Origin of the sequence: Sorangium sp. So ce119 (assembly GCF_051524405.1) — a bacterium.
Lineage (GTDB): Bacteria > Myxococcota_A > Polyangia > Polyangiales > Polyangiaceae > Sorangium > Sorangium cellulosum_G.
This window is the reverse complement of the sequence record NZ_CP150310.1, coordinates 11,162,136-11,182,628: the sequence shown is the minus strand read 5'-3', so window position 1 is coordinate 11,182,628 and position 20,493 is coordinate 11,162,136. Positions and strand designations below refer to the sequence as shown.

Below are 20,493 nucleotides of genomic sequence, written 5' to 3'. Positions count from 1 at the left end.
GGGTTGGAGCGCGAGGTACAGTCAGCGGCTGCGGAGACTCGATATGTGAGGAGAAGGAGCGAGGCGGGCCCCTTGTCTCGCTCGTGCGCTGGTCAGAGTCTCGATCGATCCAGAGAAGACAGTGCGAAGGGGGGGACTTGAACCCCCACGGTGTTACCCGCTAGCACCTCAAGCTAGTGCGTCTGCCAATTCCGCCACCTTCGCGAGCGCGTTTGTGGGACGGAACCTACCCAGCCGGCCAGGGAAGTCAAGCTAATCCTCTCGACCTCGTGACACGGCGGCGCTTCAGCGGACGAGCGCCTCCACGATCTCGCGGATCTCGAACGGCTTGCGCACCCACGACACGCCGCTGTTGGCCGGCAGGGGCGCCGCGCCGGCGCTGCCGGACATGACCACGAGCCGCACGTCAGGGTTGGCGCTGCGCACGGCGGAGACGGTGCCGAGGACGTCCTGCTCGATCGGCGAGATGTCGAGCAGCGCAGCCTGGAACGGCCCGGAGGCGAGCGCCCCCGGGAGCTCGACCGCGCTCTGGACGCTGACGATGCTCGCGCCGCGCGCGGTGAGCGCGGTGTCGAGCAGATCCACCACCGCGTCGTCGTCCTCGACCACCAGGATCCTGATGCCGTCGAGGACCGCGCCGGAGACCGGTGACGTCGTGCTCCGCGGCGCCGGCGGCACATCGTCGACCTCCGCGTCGAACAGCGCGCTGTCCGCCCGCGGAGAGGCCTCGATGGGCCAGCGCAGCTCGAAGCGGGCGCCCTCGTCCGACGGGACGAGCGCAAGGGCGCCGCCCGCTTCGCTGGCCAGCGCGGCGGAGTGGCGAAGGCCGATGCCCGCGCCGCCCGGGCGCGTCGAGACGCCGGAGCTGAGCAGCGTCGCGCGGCGCGACGGCGGGACCCCGGGCCCCTGGTCGGCCACGCCGACGATCACCGCGCCGCCTTCGAGCCTCGCGTCCACGCGCACCGCAGAGCCGCGCGGCGAGAGCGCCACGGCGTTGAGCAGCAGGTTCGTCAATATCTGCACCACCGAAGCGCCGCTGCGCACGGAGATCCGCGCGACCGCGGGATCGAGCTCCGCGCGAAGCGTGATCGCCGAGCGGCGCGCCTCGGGGACGAGCCCGGTTACCGCGTCGTCGATGACGTCGCCGAGCGAGCGCGCCGGCTCCCCCATCGGCCTCGACGCGACCTCGCCGTCCTCGGCGGGGCGCCCCTCCGCGTCGGCGCCGATCGCCCGCCGGATCAGGCGGCGAGCGTCGCGCGCGCGGGACGCAGCGACGCCGAGCGCGCGGCTCAGCTCGGAGCCTTGCTCGCCCTGGGCCCGCTCGATGCAGCCCACGATGACCGTGAGCGCATTGGAGACCTCATGCAGCGCGACCGCGAGCTCCTGCGCTGACGGGAGCGAGGCCTCGCCCGCGCGCCCCTGATCGGGGCGCTGCCCCGGATCGCCTCGCAGAGGAGGCGCGAGCGTCAGGGCATCCTCTGTTGAAGGCTCCGATGTCCCACCGCGCGTCGGCTGCGCCACGGGCGCTAGCCTATCTCGCTCCGCGCTGGGCTGGTACCGCCCTTTTTCGCTCCGACTTCACCGGGACGTCGACGGGGGGAGCGGCAGGACGTAGGAGCCGTCGGGCGCCGACCGGGTCTCGCCGATCTGGATGACCCTCGTGGCCGTCCCCGGCGCGGCATCGCTCTGGACCGGAAGCCAGGCCACGACCGTCGCGTCGCCGAGCCGGGCGCCCGACTCGTCGCGGACGACGCCCTGGAGGACGGCCGGGTACGGCATGGTGAGATCCAGCTCGGTGACCGCGGCGTCGGCCGCGGCGACCGCGAGGCGCGGCCTCACGAGCCACGGGTAGGCAGAGCCCGGCGTCGGCCGGACCGAGAAGTCGAACTCCCCCGGGTCGGCGCCGAGGGAGAACGCGCCGTTGCGCAGGACCCCGGACGCCTGCCGGGGGAGCAGCGGCTCGGGCCTCAGCACCTGGCCGAGGTAGGTCTTGACCTCGCCGGGCGAGGGGACCGCGAACACGCCCGCGCCGTCCATCAGCTCGCCGGCAGGGCCCTGGACGCGCCCGCGCAGCGTCCCGGCCTCCGGGATGAGGACCGACTGGCCGCAGTAGCAGTCGTCGCCGGCCGGGAACTTGAGCGCCTGCATGGCCTTCGCCTTGGTGGTGTCGTTGATCGGCTGCGCGAAGATGACGTACTCGCCAGGCGGGAGGTCGGCCCGGAAGAGGCCATTCGCGTCCGTCTCGGTGTCCAGCCTGTAGGCGGCGGTCGGCGCGCGCTCGATGTCGGCGCTCTGGATGCGAATGGCGGAGAGCACCGGGTTACCATCCACGTCCTCCGTTCGACCTTCCACCCGGCGCGCCGCCGCGTCGAGCTGGAGGAGCGAGAGGTCCAGGTTCCCCGTGGACCCCTGGAGCGCGATCGAGGCGAGCTCCCAGTAGACCGTCGGCCGCGGCTCGCCATCCCTCGGACGCAGCCGGATGAGCGGGCTATTTTTCTTGTCGGTCCAGTAGAACTTCACGCTGAAGGCGACCTGCGTCGCCGTCCCCGGCTCGCCGGGCTCGGGTTGCTCGAGGCGATCGACCTGGGAGATGACGCTGCCGGTGAGCGGGTCGACGAGATCGAGCCTCCACCCGTCGACGCGCACGCCCCCCGGCACCTGCAGGCTGCCTTGAAGCACGGCAGGCGCCTCGGCGTTGACGCCGAGCTTCCACACCTCGGGGATCGGCTGGTTCGGCAGGAAGATCGGCGGGGGGATGTCGTCGCTGCAGCTGCCGTACGCCTGCGGGTTCAAGTAGATGTGGTAGTCGCCGGTGGGGATCGCGAGCTGGAACTTCTGGCCGCCGGAGCCGTCCGGCTCCGAGATCGCCGAGTAGCTCTGCGCCGGCAGGCCGAGGACGGGCGCGATGCGCCGGAGCTCGACCCGCACGGGGAACTGCCCGCCGGCGATGTCTCCGCAGTAGGAGCCGCCGATGCGCAGCGTTGCATCGATGCGCGCGGGCGCGGGGATGTTGAGATCCAGGGGATGGACCTGCCCGCCGGCGTCGTGCGGGGAGAAGGTGCCGCCCGCGTCGATGTCGAGGAGGTGAGAGACCTCCGCGCCGAGCTCGTGCGAGGGGCGCGGCCGGACCTCCAGGATCAGCCCGTCGAGGTGCGCGCTGGTCGAGACGCACGCGCGCTGCCCGTCGAGCGCCGCGCACGTGGCTCCCACGCCGCAGTCGCCCGAGGTGTCGCAGGCGTTCGTGGGGCCGGCTTCGCTCATCGCGAGAGGAATGCTGCAGGCCACCGACCCCGGCAGGCAGGCGAGCAGCGCAGCGCGCAGGATCCGAGCAGATGAACGAAACACGCGGTGCCCGAACGGGTCCGCACCCGAGCAGGCGCAGGGAAAAATCACGGTGGAGAGAGAAGGCGATGTTCGTGCCAACCTGCCGCCGGTGTTCCGGGCAGCGCGCGGCGTGCATCCTGTCGGCAGCGCGCTCTGCAGGCCGCGGCAGCGCCGTGACAGCGGTGTCGCGTCGCGTTCGGCGCAGCGATGCGGCCAGGCCGCAATCACCGCGCCAGGGCGAAGCGCGGGCGCGCACACCGTGGTGTCAGGTAAGACGGGATGCGACATGCCCGCTGTCGGCGCCCCGGGGGGCGCGGGGCGCGGGAGAGGGCGCGGCGCGACCGACGTCGGCACGGCGGCGTCAGCGCTTACGTGCCTGCACGGAAGCGCGAGCTCCCCGTGTCGACCCGCCGGAGTGAGGGCACCGTGCCGGGCTGCCATCGCGCTTCGGCGTACTCCATCCGCGTCGCGAGGCGTACGAGATCGGCGATCTCGGGGTGCGCCGCGCACGCGGCGGCGAGCCCCTCGGGCGTGGACAGCGGGACGGCGAGCTCCAGGCCTCGCTCCTTGATGGTCGCGCGCACCGCCGTGGCGATGCTGCCCGCGGCGAAGAGGCCAGCGCGGCGCATCGCGGTGCGGGTCGCCTTGATCGCGCCCTCGTAGGTCATCTTGTCGGCGCTGTCGCAGATCTCGCGGAGGCGACGCTCGGCGCGCGGCGGGATGAGCTGCCAGAGGTTCTGCTCGAGCCGCACCACGGCGGGGTTGCCGCGGGAGCTCTGCGCGGTGGCCTCCAGCGGGCCGAACGCGGCGACGACGGCGGAGAGGAGCGTGCGGAGCTCATCCTCGGTGCTGGTGTTCGCGAGGACGTGGTCGGGCATGGCCCCGGCCAGGTGGGCGCCGAGCAGGTAACGCAGCTCGGGGGTGTCCTCGCGGACCTCGCCCCGCAACAGCACCGCCGGAGGGTTCACCCGGACGACCTGCCCCTCCGGCGACGATGGAGCCGGCGACGAGGCGCGCTGGTGGTAGAGCGCGGTGCGCAGGAGGCCCAGATGGCCGGCCACGACGCCGTAGAGCTCTCCGAGGAGCGTGGGCGACGTCGGCTGGACCCGCTCGGAGGCGACGAGCCCGGACTGGCCCGCGTCGCGGCGGTAGAGGCCGGTCTCCCAGACGATCGCGAGCGCCTCGTTGACCGGCGACTCCAGGTCGCGGAAGAGCAGGGCGCTCACGAGCTCCGGCGCGTCGCGCTGCGCGGCGAGGAGCGGGGGCGCGATGAAGCCCTCGCCGCGCCGCTCGGCCGGCTCGTCGCCCTCGAAGGCGCGCAGCACGTGCTCGATGGCGCGGGCGTAGGTCATGTTCTTGTCGGCGATCGCGGCCGCCTGGAGGCGCTCGAGGGTGCCCCGGTCGCCGAGCCGCAGGTGGGCCTGCATCCGGCGTACGGCCAGCGCCTCACGGGAGCGATCGTCGCGCGGCGCGAAGCTCTTCATGAGCCGCTCGCCAGCCTCGTACGAGCCCGCCGCGAGCTCGCGGAACAGCGCGGCCTCCTCGAAGCTCTCGGCCGCGGACGGCGGCCACGCGGTCAGGAGCCGCGTCGCCGAGGAGGGCGGCTGGGCCGACGCCGGCGCAGACACCGGGGGCGCGGTGAGCTGCGCGCCGGCGCTGGAGCGGCCCGATGGCGCGCTGGCGCGCGCGGCGGTGCTCTCCGCGGCGCCCTGCGCAGCGCCGACGGCCGGCGCCCGCGAGGGCTCGGCGACCGCCGGCCCATCGAGCAGGTCGTCGTCGGACAGCGCGGGCGCGACGGCCCGTCCAGCGTCGGCGGCGATGAGCGACTCGTCGAGCGGGTCGTTGAGCTCGACGAGATCGATGTGCTGACCGCTGGAGGCCGGCGCGCTGCCGCTCGCTGGCGCGCGGCTGCTCGCGGGCGCGCTCGTCGACGGCGCGCGGGTGCTCGCAGGCGCGCTCGTCGACGGCGCGCGGGTGCTCGCAGGCGCGCTCGTCGACGGCGCGCGGGTGCTCGCAGGCGCGCTCGTCGACGGCGCGCGGGTGCTCGCAGGCGCGCTCGTCGACGGCGCGCGGGTGCTCGCGGGCGCGCTCGTCGACGGCGCGCGGGTGCTCGCGGGCGCGGCGCCGCCCACCGCCGAGGAGGCGCCGGGCGACGCCTCGGGGGCCGCCTGGACCGGCTCCGCGACGATGACCCGGACCTGGGTGGGGTGGAGCACCTCCTCCGGCGGCAGGGTCGCCCGCTCGCTGGCGAGCTCGGCGTTCAGCTCGGCGATCTTCAGCCCCAGCGCGCGATCCGAGCCCGCGAGCACCGTGGCCTGCGCGAGGATCTGCGCCGCGCGATCCGGATCGCTCGATGCGTGCAGGCGCGCGAGCTGCATCAGCGCGCGCGCGCGGTCGATGCCCGAGCTCTGCGCGACCAGCTCCTCGAGCGCCCGCCGCGCGGCCTCGGGCTCGCCCCGGGCCGCCGTGAGCTCGAGCTGGCGGCGCAGCGCCAGCGCGCGCGTCTCCGGCTCCGCCGCGGCCTCCTCGAGCAGGCGCGCTGCCGCCTCGAGGTCGCCGGCGTTCTGCGCCGTCTCCGCGGCGGCGAGCGCGACGCGCCCGCGCGCGCGCATGCCCTGGAGATCGCCGCCGAGCGCGCGCTCGAACAGCGGGAGCGCGGCCGAGAAATTCCGCTTCAGCGCCAGGCGCTCCGCCATGCCGAGCGCGACCAGCGTGCTCGGACCGACCTCGGCGTGGCGCCGGGTCAGCTCGCGCATACCCGCGCCGTGGCCCTGGATGACGTCGAGCGTCTCGGCGAGCAGGAAGGCGTGCAGATCGACGTGCGCCGGGCGCAGGCGCGGCGCGATACGACCGAGCTCCTCGACGGCGGCCTGCGCGTCGCGCGGCGTCCCGGTCCCGCGCAGGCGATACTCGATGCGGCGCGCCTCGAGGACGGCGTCGGGCGAGTCGGGCGCGAGCTTCACGGCGCGGCGAGCGCGCTCGAGGGCCGTGACGTCGTCGCCGAGCATCGAGGTGGCGCGCGCCGCCTCGACGAGCAGCTGCGCGCGCCGCTCGGGCGCGTCGCGCGACGCGCTGGCGAGCTGATCGAGCGCCGCGGCGAGCGCGTGGCCGTCGCCCTCCCGGCGGGCGATCTCGACGCGCAGCTCGATCACGGCCTCGCGCGGCGCGATGCGCGCGACGCTCTCCAGGGTGTCCTTCGCAGACTCGACGTCCCCGCCGCCGAGGTAGCTGCTGCACGCGCGGAGGCTGTACTCGGCCCGCTCGTCGGTGGTGGTCGCGAGATCGCCCAGCCTGCACCAGAGCGGGGCCGCGCGGAGCGGCGTCCCGAGGCGCTCGTGGATGTCGGCGAGGAACCGCAGCGCGCTCACGTCGTCCGGCGACGCCGCGAGCAGGGCCTCCAGCTCGGCGCACGCCTCGTCGAGCAGGCCGAGGCGCTGCTCGAGCAGCGCAGCGCGCCGCAGGCGCAGCGCGCGCCGCGTGTCCGGCAGCGGCGCCGCCTCGATGCGGCGCGCGAGCAGGGCCGCGACCGCCGCGTGATCGCCGCGGTCGCTCGCGTCCTGCTCGACGACCTCGAGGGCGTGAAGGTCGGCCGGGTCGAGGCGGGCGATCGCCTCGTAGAGCGCCACGGCGGCGCCGCGATCGCCGAGCTCCTGGGCCAGCGGCGCGAGCTCGCGCAGCACGAGCAGCCGCTCCTCGTCGCCGGCGGAGGCGCCCTGGAGGCGCATGAGCACGTCGAAGAGCAGCCGGCGATCGTCGGCGCGCCGCGCGAGCCGGATGAGCTCGTCGAGGTGCGCCTTGTCGAACGGGGTCTTCTGCGCGGCGTCGAGGAGGAGCTCCAGCGCGCCGTGGAGATCGCCGCCGGTCGCGAGGATGCCCGCAACCTCGCGCGTCATCTCGAGCCGGACGGCGTCCGGCAGGTCCGCGCGCGCGAGCTCGGCCTGCACGAGCGCCTCGAGGTCGCCGCTGCGCCCCTCGGCCGCGTACAGCCGCCGGAGCCGGGCGACGACCTCGACGCGCGTGTCGCCCTGGAGCTGTCCGCCGGCGAGCGCCCGCTCCAGGGCGACCATGGCCTCCGCGCGTTGGCCCTCGCGCTCGTGCTTGTCGGCGAGGTGGAGCAGCGCCTCGAGGCGCCGCGCGACCGGCAGGGCGTCGTCCAGCGATCGCTTCAGCGCCTCGTCGCCGCTCGCCTCGACCGCCGCCTCCGCCTCGTACGCGAGCGCGTCGTCCTCGGGGGCGCGGCGGGCCGCCTCGACCAGCAGCGCCGCCGCGACGGGCGGCACGTTGAGCGCGCCCGCGAGCTTGCTCGCCCACCGGAGCAGGCCAGGGCCGACGCTCGAGTGCGGCTTCATCGCGGCGGCATACACCGCCGCGATGAGGTGCGACGCCGGCTCGGTATGTCGCGCGAGCTCACCGACGATGTCGAGGAGCGTCAGGAACTCGTCCACGTCGCCGTCGGCGAGCATCGCGCGCTCGATCGCGGCGAGCGCGAGCGCGGGCGCGTCGAGGACCTCGACGGCGATGCGCGCCATCGCGAGCCCCGCGCGAGCCCCGTCGGGGCCCTCGAGCTTCGCGATGCTGGCCTTGACCGCGCGGTCGAAGCGGATGGCCTCGACCTCCGGCTGCCCGGTGCACGCGACGAGCTCGCGGATGGCCGCGCCGACGTCGTCGACGATCGCCGGGTCCGGGCGCACGACCATCGCGCGGAGCAGGATGTCGAGGCGCAGCCGGAGGCCCTCCTCCGTGCGGCCGGTGAGGGCCGCGGCGCGCTTCAGCCACGCGTTGCGCGACGCCGGGTCGGCCGCCGCCGCGACCCGCTCGAGGGCGCGCACGGCCTCCGACGGCTCGTCGGCGTGCTCGGCGAGCCGCGCGAGCAGCACGTACGACGTCCCCTCGGTGGGCACCGCCTCGAAGCTGGCCACCGCGTGCGCGAGCGCGAGCTCGAAGGCGCCGCGCCGCTCCAGCTGCCGCGCCGCACGGTAGTGGGCGGCGCGGCGGCCATAGCAGCCCAGGGCCGCGTCGGCGAGCAGCCGGTACGTCTTGTCGAGGACGGCGACGCCGCCGTCGGCGTCCGCCGATTTCTCGACGAGCGCCACGGCGTCGGCGCGGAGGGGATCGAGCTCGATCGCGCTCGCCGCCGCGGCGAGCGCCCGCTCGGGCAGGCCGTGCTCGTGCGCGAGGTTCGCGGCCTCGATCAGCAGGTTGGCGCGCCTCCTTCGCTCCGGCCCGACGTCGCCCGACCACCTGCCCTCCGCCGCGGCGGGCTGCGCTTCGCCGTTGGCCCGCACCTCGGCGGCGCGGGCGACGAGCGCCTCGATCGCCGCCTCGACGCCGGCGAACTCGCACATGTCCCGCGCGTAGCGCTCGGTCCCGCCGCTCGGCGCCACCTCGCTCGCACGGAAGAAGGCCCGCTCGGCGCCTCGATGGTCTTCGGCGAGGTCCCAGAGCAGGCTACCGAGCTCGCGCCACGCCGCCGCGGCCTCCTCCGCCGCGTCGCCCCCCTGCGCGGTGAACGCCCGGGCCTTCGCCTCGGCCAGCGCGATCGCGCCGTCGGAGCTGAGCCCCTTCGCGTCGAGCAGCGACGCCTCGAGGCGCTGGATCCGCGCGAGGACCTCCTGCGCGTCGGCCTCCGCCGCGGCCGCGCGCGCGAGCTCCTGGGCGGCCCCGTCCGGGTCGCCGCCGTCGAGGCGGCAGTCGGCGAGCATGAGCATGAGCTCGACGGCGTGCGACGCCGTGAGCTCGACGGCGAGCCACCGCTCCAGCACGGTCACCGCGAGGTGAGGATCGCCGGAGCGGCGCGCGAGCTCGAGGAGCCGCTCGCGCAGGAGCGCGTTCTGAGGGCCGAAGACGTCGAGCGAGCGCCTCGCGAGCGCCGTGCCGCGCTCCGGGTCGAGATCGTAGAGCGCGTGCAGGGCGTTCGCGAGCGCGGCCGCCATCTCGCCGAGCGGCTTGGGCTGCGCCAGGATCCACGCGAGCGCGTCCGAGAGCCGGGCGGCGTCGCGCGCGACCGCGGCGCGGCGGATGAGCTCCGCGGTCGCCTGAGGGGACCCGGGCCGCAGCGCGAGCCAGCGCTGGGTCCACGCGAGGGCGAGCGGCAGCTCGCCGAGCGCCTCGAGCGCCCTCGCGAGGCCGTCGCAGAGCGCGCCGCGCGGGAACACCGTCGTGATGGAGCGCTCGATCGCCGCGGCGACGGCCCGGTCGACCTCGAACGGCGGCGCCTCGCCCGCCTCGGCAGCGCGGGCGATATCTGCCGTGAGCGTCGCGGCGAGCGTGGCCACCGCGCGGGTGCACGACGGATCGGCCTCGCAGGCGAGCACCGCGACCTCGCGCGCGAGCGGCGCCGCGCCCGCCCGCACGTAGAGCTCCGCGGCGAGCGAGAGCAGCACCGCGCGCAGCGCCGGCCAGACCGGCGCCGCGAGCTGCACGATCGCGTCGGCGCGCTCCCGCAGGCGCCCCGTCCGCGTCGCCAGCACGAGCGCAGCGCTGGCCGCGCCGCGGTGCCCCGGCGCGTCGCTGAGCAGCGGCAGCACCTCGTCGAGCGCGCGGGCGTCCTGGCCCTGCCGGCGGGCGATCGCGGACAGGAGGAGGCGGACGCGCGCCAGCTCGACCCGCGTCAACGACGACGCGCGGATCGCCTCGGATCTCGCGGAGCGCGCCCCCTCGGTCTCCGCGGGCGACGGCCGCGCAGCCTCGGCCAGCCGCGCGCGCAGCAGGGCGTCGAACGCGGCGCCGCCCCCGGTCCGGCGGCTCAGCCGATCGAGCGCCAGCAGGCAGCCGCGATCGGTCGGCAGCGCCCGCGAGAGCCCCACGAGCGCCTCCTCGTAGGCGGCGCGCTCCTTCGGGCGGCCCCGGTAGATCACGACGAGCCGGCGGAGCGCGTCGATCCGCCCCTCGGCGGACTCCGCGCCGCGCAGCGCGCGTTGCGCCGCGGCGAGCGCCTCGTCTTGCGCCTTGAGCCGCTCCGCGATCCGCTGGAGCCCTGCCGCGGCGCGCTCCGGGTCGCCGCCGACGCTCTTCAGCGCCTCGAACGCCCACTGCGCGAGGCCGGGGTCGCCGATCTTCTCCTCGGCGAGGCGGGCGAGCTCGGAGAGCGCGTCGATCTGCCCCGCCGCGTCCTCTCTTGCCCTCGGATCCGCGCCCTCGCCGATGCGGATGAGGGCCTCGACGAGGGGCGCCATGTCGTGCAGGGTCGCCGCGTGCTCGCGCAGCGCGGAGCGCGCCACCGCGTTGCCGCAGTCGCTCGCCGCGGCCTCGATCCAGGCCTCCACCGCGCGGTCGGGGCTCGCGAGCGGGCCGGCGAAGAGCCGCGCCAGCGCCGCGTACGCCTCCGCCCGCGGCGCCCCCGCCCGCTGCTCGGCCCGGATCTCGAGCCGCGCGGCCACGAGCTCGTAGAGCCCTGCCTGCTCGAGCACCTCGTCGATCTCGACGGCGGCGTCGCCGTCGACGTCCGCGTCGAGCCCCGCGTCGAGCACGCAGCCCACGGCGCGCGCCCAGTCCGCCTCGCTCGTCGCGCCCTGGAGCCGGTGGCCGTGGACCTCCCTCGCGCGCTGCAGAGCGGAGGCCCCCGCAGCCCCGGCCGCGCCGCTCGACACCCGCGCCGCGAGCGCGTCCGCGTGCGTCCGGAGCACCTCGTCGGCGGCGCCGTGCCTGCTGCGCACGAACAGCGCCGCGGCCATGGCCTTGGCGGCCATGTCGTCGTGAGGGGCGATCTCGAAGGCGCGCAGGCGATCCTCGAACGCCGCCTCCCGCTCCCGCGTCGCTTCGCGCCGCCTGGCAGCCTCGAGGTACGCCTTCGCCGCGGCCTCCGGCAGCACCTGATCCGACGCCCAGGCGGAGATCGTGCCGAGCAGCTCGCTCGCCATCGCGTCGTCCGGGGCGAGCTCGCTGGCCTCCTCGAGGGCGTCGACCGCGCCCTCGACGTCGCTCGCGCGCGCGAGGAGCACGGCGATCTTCACCAGCAGCCGCGCCGTCGCGCCGGGCGGCTGCGTGTCGTCGCGCACGCCGCGCAGCGCCGCCGCGGCCAGGGCTGGCTCCCCCAGCCCCGCCAGCCAGCCGGCGAGCTCGCTCCTCATCGCGGCGTCGTCGCCCAGCGAGAGCGCGCGGCGCGCCAGCGCCGTGGCCTTGTCGAGCTCGACGCCGCGCGCGGCGAGGATCCTCGCGAGGGCGAGCGCCGCCTCGCGCTCGCCCTGCGCGTCGCCGCCGGCGCGGCGCTCGTCCATGCGCGCGCGCCAGTAGCCCTCTTCAGCCCGCGGGCCGCGGTGGTGAGACACCGGCGCGACCGATCGGCTCCCTCCGATGAGGAGCTGCCCCGCAGAGGCGGGTCCCGCGGGCTCCATCAGCTCCGGCGGCTGCGGCGCCCTCCGCACGCCCGACGCTGATGCTGCCCGATCCGGAGGTGAAGAGCTCATTTCGGCGACCCGCTTCGGGTATGCTGATGCCGCTCAGCCTACCAGAACGACCGAGGTACAAGGCCAAACTTCCGGTGCGATTCTCGCGCTTACCGGAGCGTCACCGCGAACGGTAACACCGTGAGCGCCCGCTCTCCGGCCAGAAGCGGCGCCATCGAGGCGGCGAAGGTCCCGACCTCTGGCGCGACGCCGAGCCACTCGGGCAGGAGGGCGCCCGCCATCGCCTCCCGCGCGCGCTCCTTGAGCGCGGCGCGGTCGGGCGTCCGCGCGTCGCCCTCGGCGGTTTCGTCGCCAGCGGCCAGGAGCTCGAGCAGCCCTCCATCGTCCTGCTCGATCTCGACCGGCGCGTCCTCGGGCAGCTCCGCCAGCTCGCGCGCCAGCGCGATCGCCCGCTCCAGCCCGCCGAGCTCATCGACGAGCGAGCGCCCGTGGGCCTCGGCGCCGCCGAAGATCCTCCCCTCGGCGGAGGGCGTGATCGTCTCCAGCGGGAGGTTCCGCCCCTCCGTGATGCGCTTCAGGAAGAGGTCGTAAACCGCCTCCATGGAGGCGAGCACACGGGCGCGGGTGGGCTCGTCCCAGGGCGTGAGCGCCGACATGTACGCGGCGCGCGCCGCGCGCTGGGGATCCGGGTTGGCCGCGACGGTCTCTGCGTTGATCCCGATGTCCGCGAGCGCCTTCCCGACGGCGAACTTGCCGCCCACGACGCCGATCGAGCCGATGATGCTCGTCGGCTCGGCGACGACCTTGGTCCCGGCGCAGGCGAGGTAGTAGCCGCCGCTCGCCGCCATCCCGCCGATCGAGACGACCAGCGGCTTCTCCTTCCGCAGCCGCATCAGCTTCTGCCAGAGCAGATCCGAGGCGAGCGCCGACCCGCCGGGCGAGTCGATCCGGAGCACGACCGCCTTCGTGCTCGTGTCCTTGGTCAAGCGCGTGATCACCCGCCCGAGCTCACGCTCGCCGATCCCGTCCGATGAGCCGAGGGGCACCCCGCTGGCGGTCATGGTGATGCCGCCGATCGCCGGGACCACCGTCACGTGCGGGGTCCCCATCGAGCTCGCCCCGGCGACCGAGCGGAACACGTCCACGAGGCTCCTCGAGAGGCTCGGATCGCGCTCGCCGCCTCCGAAGCGCGGCACGGAGTGCTCGGTGCCGGCGAGCTTCTTCGCGTCCTCGAGCGCGGCCTCGACGTCGCCGAGCTCGTCCACGAGCCCCCTGGCCTTCGCCGCCTCCGGAGCGAACGGGCCGTCCTCGACGGCCTCGCGGAGCTCCTGCTTGCCGCGCCCGTCCACGATGGCCGACAGCCACGCCTCACGGAGCCCGCCCAGCGCGGCCTCGAGCGACTGGCGCGCCTCGGGGCTCGCCCCTTCGCGCGTGAACGGCTCGCTCGCGCCCTTGAACTTTCCCACCTGAAGGAAGTCGACGTCCACGTTGAGCTTGTCGAGGAGCCCCTTCGCGAACACGAGCTGCGCCGCGATCCCCACCGTGTCGACCTGCCCGGCCGGGCTGAGCCAGAGCTTGCTGCACGCAGCGGCGGCCAGCAGCATCGACGCGTTGTTGTACTCGTCCGCGTGGCACACGACCGGCCGCCCCGCCTTGCGGACGTCGCCGAGGATCCGGCCGATCTCGTGGGCCCGCGCGAAGGCGATGCGCGAGGTCCCGAGCCGCACGAGGAAGCCCTTCGCGCTCTCCGCCTCGGAGAGCGACCGCAACGACCGCACGAGCTGCGCGTGCGTCCTGCTGCTCGGCGGGCCGAAGATCGACGCCGACGCGCTCTCGGGGAGCCCGCGCGAGAGATCGATCTCGATGACCGCCGGCTCCTCGAGCGGCCCGGCGGCGGGCGCCGGCAGCGACGCGGCCCGCTCTCTGCCGGTGCAGCCTGCCATCGACGCTGCCACCGCGAGCGCGCCGACGCCGGCCCACCCTCCTCGTCGAGCTCGGTGCTTACTCATGCTTCATCCCGGGCAGATCGGAGGTGTCGATCTCGGGCGCGGTCGCGCCCGGCGAGGCGGTCGGCGGCGGGTGCACGCCGGGGAGGTCGCTCGTATCGATGGTGCCGCCCGGGGCAACGTAGTCATCGGGCACCCGGCCGTCGTCCGGCTCCGGCCCGCGGCGGCCGCGCCCGGGCGCGGCCGGCGCCGCCGAGGGGCTCGGGTCGGGAGCGCCCGCCGGAGGGCCCTCGCCGCGCGCGCTCGAGGCCGGCTCGGCGCCGCCGTCCGGCTTGCTTTTCGCCTTCTCGAGGCGATCGATGAAGGCACGGAGCGGGTGCGCGAGCGGGTGCGGCCGGCTCATGGCGAGCAGGCGATCGTTCTCGGTGCGAGCGGACACGAGATCGCCGGACCGCGCGAGCGCATAGGCGAGCAGCGCCCGCGCCCGCCCGGGGCTCTGCTCGCTGCTCGCCGCCGCCCGGAGCCGCTCGACCACCGCGGCCCAGCTCGGGTAAGCCTCCGCGAGATCGAGCCCGGCCAGCGTCAGGGAGTTCTCCGGCTGCGCGCTCTCGGCCGAGATCGTGCCGACGAGGCGCCGCGCCGAGGCGAGGTCCCCTCGCATGCGGAGCAGATCGATCGCCGCGCGCTTCACCCCCGCGTCCTCCGGCGCGACGCGGCGCGCGTGTTCGATCGCCTTGCCGGCGCGATCGATCGCGACCTGGAGCTCGTGCCGCATCGTGTCCAGATCCGGGTCCTCCGGGGCGAGGAGCTGCAGCCGGAGCCACCGCATGTCCGCGTTCACGGTCTCGAGCCGGGCCAGCGCCGCGGCGACGCGCGGGTCGTCCTCGGCGAGCGCGCTCGCCTTGACGAGCTTGTCCCTCGCCGTCTCGAGGTCCCCCTCCGTCAGGCTCCGCTCGCCGTCCGCGAGCAGGGTCGGCACGCGATCGTCGCGCGTCACGGGCGGCGCCTGGACCGCGGGCTTCAGGTACTTCGGCCCGAGCGTCGCGGCGCTCACCGCCACGAGGCCGACGACGACGAGCCCGACGACCCACCGGGCGATCCCGGTCCTCCGCATGGGCGGCGCGGAGATCCGCGTGTCCCCGTCCGTGTCGTCGACGTACGAGGGGCGGCCCTCGGGCTCCGCCGGCGCGCTCTCGATCGGCGATCCCGCTCGCCGCGCCGCGCGCTCCCCGCCGCGCCTCGCCGGCGGGCCGTCGTCTCCCTGGCTCTCGCCCGCGGATGCGGGCGCGGGCTCGGCGCGCGGCGGCGGGACGCTGTTCGGGATCCTCATCGGGGCGAGCCCGGCGGCCCGCCCCTGGGAATCGCTGCCCGCGTCCACGGGCTTCAGGCTGCTGCCCTGGCGCGCCTCGGCGACCCCGGCGCCGCGCAGCGTCCGCGGCTCCGGACGCCGCGCGGGGTGCCCGTCCGGCAGCGGCGGCGCCTCTTCCGGCGGCACCACGACCCCGGGAAGCGCGTTCGCCTTGAGCATCGCGCGAGCGGGGGCGCCGGCCTCATCGTCGGTGGCGGGCAGCGTCGCGCGGCGCGCCGCTGGCCGCTCCCTGCCCGACTGGAAGTCCCGCACCTCCCGCACGATCGTCTCGGCGTCGTGGATGGACTCGGGAGAGCCCTCCGCGCGCGGGAGCGGGATCGCGACCGAGCCGTCGGTCTGCGCCGGCGCTGGACCGCCGAGCCCCTGGGGGGTGAGCGACCTCGCGCGGCCCGACAGCGGCGAGGGCCCACCGATGCCGAGCGCTGTCCCGGCCATGACCATGCTGCCCGGGCCCTTGAAGAACGGCTCCAGCTCCGCGATCGACCCGAGCCGCCGCGGCCTGGCGTTGCCGCGCGAGATCACGTCATCGCGGGTGATGTGGCCCTGGGAGATCGCGGCCTGGAGCTCCCGGAGCATCTTGAACTCGAGCTCCCGGCCGCCGAGGGTGCGCACCACCCACTTCTCGGGGAGGGCGCCGTCGGTGCGGCGCACCTTGAACTGGAAGCCGCAGTTCGTGCACTTGACCGTCGTTCCGCGCTCCGACACGAGCGCGTCGTCGAACTCGTATTCGGTGCTGCAACGCTCGCAGGTGACATCCATCTGCTCGACCGGTCCCCGTGTCCTCGCGAACGGCTGGCCCCCAGGCGTCAGCCTGCCGGGTATCCTCGTTCGGAGGTGGCCGCCCGGAACTCGGCGGAACGGTAGCACGGGTTCCCCTGCGCGCCCCACGGCCTCGCGCCGCACCGCTCCATCGCCGTCGCACCGCTCCATCCTCCCCGGTCGCCAGCGAGCCTCCCCCCTCGCCAGCGAGCCTCCCGGGGGTCGCCGCGAGCCTCCCCCCTTCGCCAGCGAGCCTCCCGGGTCGCCGCGAGCCTCCTCCCTCGCCAGCGAGCCTCCCCCGCCGCCCGCGAAGCGGACCCACGCTGGCGAAGCCGTTCACGAAGGGCATGGCCGCGTACACTCGCGCGCGCGGGCCACATGCCGACGTGAACGCAGCTTCACGGCGGCCGCGCGCTGCGCCCAGATGCGCGGCGCCTGGCCGAGCTTGTGTGGGGCATGTCGCTTGCTACGCTCGTTCGGTCGCGACCGTCACGCGCGAGGGCGCCGCCCCTCGACGCCGGACGGCCGAATGCCTTCGGGAGACGGTGAATGAAGCGACTTACTCTGCTGGGTCTCGCGAGCGTGCTGGCGCCCCTCCTCGCGGGTTGCCCCATCTACGATGATGCCGACAGCCACTTCTGTGATGCGGAGGACTGCGGACCCAGCATCTCGGACGGCTGTGAGGTGCCGGCCGACTGCGGGATCAACGAGACCTGTGGCGAGGACAACGCCTGCCACGTCGGCGACTGCACCACGTGGGGGTGTAGCCGCGGCTTCGAGTGCGTCGTCGCCGACGACCTCACCGCCTCCTGCGTCGCGAGCGGCTCCTCCGGGGAGGGCGGCAGCGGCGGCGCCGGCGGCAGCGGGGGAGGCGGCAGCGGTGCCGTGTACTGCGGTAACCCGGACGACTGCGCCCAGGGCGAGACCTGCGCCCCGGACGGCACCTGTCAGCCCGGGAGCTGCGATGACGTCCTTCCGAGCGGCGACCCGCTCGGGTGCGTCCACGGGTATGTCTGTGAAGGCGACGGGGACGACGCGACCTGCGTGCCGGCGACCCCGGCCGCGTGCGGCGCCGACGAGGACTGCGCCGGCCTCGGCGCGGACTACCTCTGCGTGAGCGGCATCTGCACCGCGCCTCAGGACCAGTGCTTCGACCAGACCCAGTGTCCGGTCGACGACAGGTGCGTCGAGGGCAAATGCACGCCGGCCTGCAGCGACGACGCGGACTGCCCCAGCAGCCACCGTTGCGACGCGGACCTCGGCGTCTGCTCCCAGCCTGCGCAGCCCTGCGTCATCACCGACGACTGCGGCGGCCCCTCCTCCGTCTGCGTCGACGGCGCCTGTGTCCCGAGGAGCGACGGCGGCGAATGCCCCGAGGGCTACGCCTGGGTCGAGAACGGCTGCATCCCGGAACAGTCGAGCAACTTCGTGTGCGGCGAGGATGGGGTGCAGGACCTCTGCGCGCCGGGCTCGATCTGCCTCCATCACAGCTGCTACATCTCGTGCGAGCAGCCGAACCCGAACGCCTGCGACAGCCAGTCGCCCTCGCTCAGCGAGTGCAGGACCGTGACGACGTTCTCCGGCGTGCACCAGGTGTGCGGCTCGAGCGAGAACCTCGGCGGCGAGTGCGATCCCGAGAAGCCCTGCAGCGAGGGCCGGCTCTGCATCGACGGCTTCTGCCGCTAGCGTCGCGGCGCCTCCACCGCTGCGATCGAGCCCCCCGGCAGCGCGCTCCTGGCCCTGCTCCCTCCGTGCGCAATATGCCCTTGGCATGCGCGCTGCCTCACGTCCCGCCGGTCCCTGTTCCAGCCACGTGAATCCACGCCGAGGGATGCGCGATGCTCGCGCCCCGCGCGCGATGGGAACCGACGGAGCCACAATGAAGGCAACCGATCTCGTCAATTACATGGCCGACGTTTTCCCCTACAGGAGAAGGAGCTCACTCGACTGGATCGTCCCCGTCGCGGTCGGGCTCGGTATCGGCGTCGCGTTCGGCGTCCTGGTCGCGCCGACGTCGGGCGACCAGGCTCGCCGCCGGCTGCGCGACAGCGCCGGCCGGCTCCGCGAGCGCGCAGGTCGGATGCGCACCAGCGCGGAACGGGCCGCGGAGAAGGCCAAGGACCGCGCGCTCGAGGCCGCGCATCGGGCTCAGGATCAGATCCAGGAGAGCACCGGTACGACCATCGGGGAGCGCTCGTTCGCGGACGACCTCGGCGTCCGCTGAGCGAGCTCCAGGGAGGGCGCGAAGGCGCCGCACCGTCCCAGCGCGGTGCGGCGCCTTCCATCATTTCCCGGGCACATTGCGGCGGCCGAGCGACATCTGCGCAGCCAGAGCGGCACAAGCGATGCTTTTCCGAGCGCGGATGGATTGAGCGAGACACCTCGCGAAGCGCGTCACAGGGGCCCTCGTCGATGATGTATTACCGGACGCTCACTGCATTCTTCCCGGGTCGCACGGAAGCCGCTGGCGCCCTTGGCCGCCTCCTCGCCCTGGGCGTCGCGGCCGAGGACATCAGCATGGTGCCCAAGCAGCACCCCCGCCTGGCCGAGATCGAGCTCACGATTCACAGCAAGGCGTCCGAAGGGGCCGCCCTGGGCGCCGTGATCGGAGGGCTCGTCGGGGGCACGCTCGCCGCGATCATGGCCGGAGGCGCGCTGATCATCCCGAGGCTCGATGCGTTCCTGGCGGGCCCCATCGTCGCGTGCCTCGCCGGAGCCGGCGCGGCCGGCGCGGCCGGCACCCTGCTCGGCGCCGTGCTCGGCGCTCGCCTGCCCGAGTACGAGGCGCGCTGCCTCGACGACGCCAGCAGCATGGGCGGCGGCGCGCTGCTCTCGGTCCGCTGCCTGCCCGACGTGTCCCGCAGCGTCGAAGAGGTGCTGAGCGAGAGCGGCGGGCGCCGCATCCGCAAGACGTACAGCCGCAGGGCCTGAAGGGCGCGCGGCGCGGCGGCCGGGTGCAGGAGACGAGCGCCGTCCCGACCGGCGACGCGCGCGATGTCCCATCCGACGCGAGCGCGAGCGCATCGAGCGTGCGTGAGGCCGCGCCGTCGAGGCATCGAGCGTGCGTGAGGCCGCGCCGTCGAGGCATCGAGCGTGCGCGAGGCCTCGCCGTCGAGGCATCGCGCCGTCGAGGCATGTCCTGATCGGGGCTCGGTAGAAGGAGGGGGTGAACAGGGCGGAGCGCGCCCTGCCGCAGGTCGCGCTGCCAGCGCCCGCGCGAGCGCCTGGTGTCAGGGAGACGATCCGAGCTGGCTCTGGGCTCGCGCCTGCTCATCGAGGAGGGTCCCGACCGCCTGGGCCAGGGTGCTCTTGACGTAGCTCCGGGTCGCGAACGACCCGAGCCTGCTGAGCACCCGCGGCGTCAGCCCACCGCCGAGCAGGAACCCGAGCCCGGCCGCCGCCGCGAGCGCCACGTGCGGATTCTCCCGCGCGAACGCCGAGACCGCCCGGGTGACCTCCGTCGCATCGAGCCGGCCGAGCGCCTCGTTCACCTTCTCCTGTCCGTCGCGCCCCTGTGTCGCATTGACCTCGCCATCCGCCATGGTGACCTCCTCAACCCAGCCGCGTGACGACCCGTCCGATCAGGTATCCCACCGCGGCCACCGCGCACAGCGTGGCCACGGGGCGCTCTTGCACGAGCGAGACGAGCCTCTCGTCCGCGCGACGGACCTCGTTGAAGACACGAGGGACGACGGCGGAGACGTCCGCTTGCCCCCCTGCGCGCCCGGGCTCTTCTTCGATCCTTGCATCGTTGACGACCATCGTGAGCCGGTCTCCAGCAATGCCCGAACCACCCGAAAGACGTGCATCGGCTGCACGATCCAGAGACCGACGCCCCCGGACGGGGCAGCAGGGCGAGGAGATCCAGGAGAGAAGAGCGCGCGGCGAGCGCGGATCGGGGCGCCTCCCGGGATGTTCGTGCTCACCGACGGCGCGCGCTCGCGGACAGCGGAGCGCGAGGGAGCGTCGCCCGCGGTGAGCCTCGCGCGTCCGGTCCGCGGCGCGACGGCCGGCGGCGCGCCCGCGCGGCCAGGCTAGAAGCGCACGCCGAACGCCCTGAGCGCGCGGCGCAGCGAGTCCGCGTCGTCGCACACGGCGACGCGCTCGGCGTGGGGCATCTGCGCGGCCCTCCGGGGGTCGCCTTTGAACCAGACGGCCCGCATGCCCGCCGCGAGCGCGCCCTCGACATCGGCGGCGAGGGAGTCGCCGACGTGGACCACCGCGGCGAGCGGCGCGCCGAGGCGCTCGGCCGTCCACGCGAAGATCTCCCTCCCCGGCTTCTCGAACCCGAGCCGCCCCGAATCCGCGACCGCCACGAAGCGCGCGGACCAGCCGAGCTCGTCGACCAGCTCGTCGAGCCGGCCCTCCGAGTTCGACAGCACCGCGACCGGCACGCCGGCCTGCGCAAGCTCGGCCACGACGTCGATCATCCCCGCGATCGGCCGGCGCCAGAGGTTCTTCCGCGGCTGCTCCGTCCAGAGCCAGTCGACCGCCGCGTCGAGCGCGCCGGCCGGGACGCCGCCCACCTCGAGGAGGCGGCGCATCATGATCTTCCACGGGTGCCCGCCGAACCCGCGCTGGATCGCCTCGTTGTACGCGCGCCAGCCCGCGTCGACGGCGCCGTCGAGCTGCTCCCGAGATGCGGTGACGCCCCGCTCCGCGAGGCGGGCGGAGAGCAGCCCGGTGTCGAGCTCCACCAGGGTCTGGCCGAAGTCGAAGGAGACGGCGGTAGCAGGCGCGTCGCGCATGG

Annotated in this window: 11 protein-coding genes and 1 tRNA gene; 3 read left to right on the top strand and 9 right to left on the bottom strand. The window is 75.0% G+C overall.

Annotation, left to right across the window (positions count from 1 at the left end):
- Positions 1–122: 122 nt before the first annotated feature.
- The 6 genes from WME76_RS42180 to WME76_RS42155 all read right to left on the bottom strand — a co-directional run bounded on the left by WME76_RS42180 (position 123) and on the right by WME76_RS42155 (position 15,743).
- Positions 123–204 (bottom strand) — tRNA-Leu (locus WME76_RS42180).
- An 81-nt stretch (positions 205–285) separates the two neighbouring features.
- Positions 286–1,521, bottom strand: coding sequence for an ATP-binding protein (locus tag WME76_RS42175; RefSeq protein ID WP_437957806.1), 1,236 nt, complete (start codon positions 1,519–1,521; stop codon positions 286–288).
- Between the two features lie 57 nt (positions 1,522–1,578).
- Positions 1,579–3,261, bottom strand: coding sequence for a carboxypeptidase-like regulatory domain-containing protein (locus WME76_RS42170; protein ID WP_437957805.1), 1,683 nt, complete (start codon positions 3,259–3,261; stop codon positions 1,579–1,581).
- Between the two features lie 431 nt (positions 3,262–3,692).
- Positions 3,693–11,540, bottom strand: a complete 7,848-nt coding sequence (locus WME76_RS42165) for a hypothetical protein (protein ID WP_437957804.1) — start codon at positions 11,538–11,540, stop codon at positions 3,693–3,695.
- Between the two features lie 278 nt (positions 11,541–11,818).
- Positions 11,819–13,678 (bottom strand): S49 family peptidase, encoded by a 1,860-nt coding sequence (locus tag WME76_RS42160; protein ID WP_437957803.1) that lies wholly within the window; start codon positions 13,676–13,678, stop codon positions 11,819–11,821.
- Positions 13,671–15,743, bottom strand: coding sequence for a zinc-ribbon domain-containing protein (locus tag WME76_RS42155; protein WP_437957802.1), 2,073 nt, complete (start codon positions 15,741–15,743; stop codon positions 13,671–13,673). Before WME76_RS42155 ends, WME76_RS42160 begins: the two co-directional genes overlap by 8 nt.
- A gap of 549 nt (positions 15,744–16,292) precedes the next feature.
- Here WME76_RS42155 and WME76_RS42150 point away from each other — a divergent pair.
- The 3 genes from WME76_RS42150 (at position 16,293) to WME76_RS42140 (ending at position 18,674) form a co-directional block, all read left to right on the top strand.
- Entirely contained in the window at positions 16,293–17,429 is a 1,137-nt protein-coding gene (locus tag WME76_RS42150) for a hypothetical protein (protein WP_437957801.1), read from the top strand.
- Between the two features lie 193 nt (positions 17,430–17,622).
- The gene (locus tag WME76_RS42145; RefSeq protein WP_437957800.1) at positions 17,623–17,967 is read left to right on the top strand and encodes a YtxH domain-containing protein; all 345 of its coding nucleotides are present in this window, start codon (positions 17,623–17,625) and stop codon (positions 17,965–17,967) included.
- A 293-nt stretch (positions 17,968–18,260) separates the two neighbouring features.
- Positions 18,261–18,674, top strand: coding sequence for a hypothetical protein (locus tag WME76_RS42140; protein WP_437957799.1), 414 nt, complete (start codon positions 18,261–18,263; stop codon positions 18,672–18,674).
- 299 nt (positions 18,675–18,973) lie between these two features.
- On the opposite strand, the gene WME76_RS42135 is transcribed toward WME76_RS42140, so the two are convergent.
- From WME76_RS42135 to WME76_RS42125, 3 genes are all read right to left on the bottom strand, one after another.
- Positions 18,974–19,285, bottom strand: coding sequence for a hypothetical protein (locus tag WME76_RS42135; protein ID WP_437957798.1), 312 nt, complete (start codon positions 19,283–19,285; stop codon positions 18,974–18,976).
- Positions 19,286–19,295: 10 nt separating this feature from the next.
- A complete protein-coding gene (locus tag WME76_RS42130; protein WP_061619134.1) occupies positions 19,296–19,505 on the bottom strand; it encodes a hypothetical protein in 210 nt (69 codons plus the stop codon).
- A 272-nt stretch (positions 19,506–19,777) separates the two neighbouring features.
- The gene (locus WME76_RS42125; RefSeq protein WP_437962223.1) at positions 19,778–20,491 is read right to left on the bottom strand and encodes an HAD family hydrolase; all 714 of its coding nucleotides are present in this window, start codon (positions 20,489–20,491) and stop codon (positions 19,778–19,780) included.
- Between the last annotated feature and the right edge of the window lie 2 nt (positions 20,492–20,493).